Genomic DNA, 2,024 nt, shown 5'->3' with positions numbered 1-2,024 from the left:
TCTCGGTCGGACGCACGAGTGCGGGGTCCAGCTCGATGCCTGCGCGCTCGAGCGCGCGGACATACCCCTTGAGGCGCAGATTCGCCGAGCTCGCCTCGTCGCCGCCGTGAAGGTCGGCGCCGATCAGGGCGATCCGGCGGCGGCCGATCTCGAGGAGATGATCCACGGCGGCCTCGGCGGAGGAGGTGTTGTGCATCGTGACGTGATCGGTCGGCCCGCCGAAGATGCGCTCGCCCAGCAGGACGATCGGCCCCTCCACGGCGAGGGCGGCGGCATCCTCCTGTCCGAGGCTCACGGGACTGAAGAGGAGACCGTCGAGGAAGCGGGGGCGGCTCGTCGACACCGCGAGCAGCTCTCCTTCGCGCTGACCGCTGGTCTGCTCGACCATGACGCCGAGACCGCGCTTCTCGGCGGCGCGGATGACGGCGTCGGCGAGCTCGGCGAAGTAGTTCTCGCGCAGCGACGGGACGGCGAGGCCGATCACGCCGGTGCGGCCGGAGCGCAGCCCGCGCGCCGACAGGTTCGGGCGATAGTCGAGCTGCTCGATCGCCTCGTTGACGCGATCGCGTGTTCCCGGGCGCACGTGAGGGTAGTCGTTGATCACGTTCGACACGGTCTTGATAGAGACGCCGGCAACCCGTGCGACGTCATGCATCGTCGGTCCCATCGATGCTCCCGCCTGCCGTTCGAACCTCTGTACTCTACTGCCCGCCCAGCGAAGCCCGCGGTCGTCCGCGCGGTTGCCACTCATTCGCACGAGGAGGAAATGCAACGTTGTAAACTAGTGTACCTTGCGGGTATGACGTCATCGAGGACGAAAGAATGCTGAGTTCGAAGGACTGGCCGATCGCGGCGGCAATGCTTCCGCTCGGGGACGCCCACCCCGTCGATGGACCGGAGTCGTCCGCGCAGCGCTGGCTGACGGATCTCATGGAGGTGAGCGACGAGGGGTTCTCGGAGGTCGATCTCACCGACTCCTGGACCCGGTACGGTGACCTCGACGGCGACCACGTCGAGGCCCTGCGCGACTGCCTGAGGTCGACGGGGCTGACCCCCGCCTCCCTCTCGGCCATTCGCCGCAGCGTGATCGACGAGCAACACGGCCAGGAGCACCTCGCCTACGCGCACCGGACGATCGATTTCGCCGCCGAGCTCGGCATCCCGATCGTGTCGGTGGGGCTTCATCGCGCACTCACGCCTTCGCAGCGGGAACAGCTGTGGTTCTGGACGGCTGAGGGACACCGGGACCCCTTCGGAGACGATGACGCCTGGGCGCTCGCCGTCGGGCGCTTGCGCGAGCTCGGGCGGCACGCGGACGAGGCGGGGCTGCTGCTCTCGCTCGAGATGTACGAGCACACCTTCCTGGGCAGCGCGGAGTCCTCCGTGCGCCTCGTCGAGGACATCGGCCTGGACGCCGTCGGCCTCAACCCCGACATCGGCAACCTCATCCGGCTCCATGAACCCGTCGAGGACTGGCGGGCGATCGCGGAGGCGACCATGCCCTACGCCAACTTCTGGCACGTGAAGAACTACTCCCGCGACGAGGATGTCGCTGCCGGTCTGTACTCGACCGTCCCGACGTCGCTCGAGCTGGGCGTCATCAACTATCGCGAAGCGGTGAAGATCGCCCTGCGCGCCGGTTTCCAGGGCGTCATCTGTGTGGAGCACTACGGCGGAGACGGGCTGAGCGTGAGCGCCACGAACCGCGATTACCTACGCGATCGCGTGCTGCCCCGACGGGAGTACGCGGCGGGCAGCAGCAGAGTGCGCCAGACGGGCGCGTCGGCGGTGCCGCGGTGACCCGCGTCCTGGGCGACGCCGACGCGTTCGTCGCAGACGCCCTCCGAGGCTTTGCGCGCGCCCACGCGGACGAGGTCTCGCTGGTCGACGGAGGGGTCGTGCGGGCGAACCCGATCGAGCCGGGAAAGGTCGCGGTCGTCATCGGTGGCGGCTCGGGGCACTACCCGGCCTTCGCCGGGTACGTGGGGACGGGCCTGGCGGCAGGCGCCGTGTGCGGCAACGTC

The 2,024-nt window shown here is 69.0% G+C and carries 3 protein-coding genes; 2 read left to right on the top strand and 1 reads right to left on the bottom strand.

Annotated features, from left to right (window positions below):
* A partial coding sequence (locus MRBLWH3_RS18425; RefSeq protein WP_363435689.1) for a LacI family DNA-binding transcriptional regulator occupies positions 1–655 on the bottom strand: 655 nt, incomplete at its 3' end.
* A 167-nt stretch (positions 656–822) separates the two neighbouring features.
* Here MRBLWH3_RS18425 and MRBLWH3_RS18420 point away from each other — a divergent pair.
* Together MRBLWH3_RS18420 and MRBLWH3_RS18415 are read left to right on the top strand one after the other, a co-directional pair.
* Entirely contained in the window at positions 823–1,800 is a 978-nt protein-coding gene (locus MRBLWH3_RS18420) for a sugar phosphate isomerase/epimerase family protein (protein WP_363435686.1), read from the top strand.
* Positions 1,797–2,024, top strand: a 228-nt coding sequence (locus MRBLWH3_RS18415; protein WP_363435683.1) for a dihydroxyacetone kinase subunit DhaK, incomplete at its 3' end; no start/stop codon positions are given. The genes MRBLWH3_RS18420 and MRBLWH3_RS18415, both read left to right, overlap by 4 nt.

The organism is Microbacterium sp. LWH3-1.2 (genome assembly GCF_040675855.1).
Lineage (GTDB): Bacteria > Actinomycetota > Actinomycetes > Actinomycetales > Microbacteriaceae > Microbacterium.
This window is presented reverse-complemented; position numbering and strand designations above follow the sequence as displayed.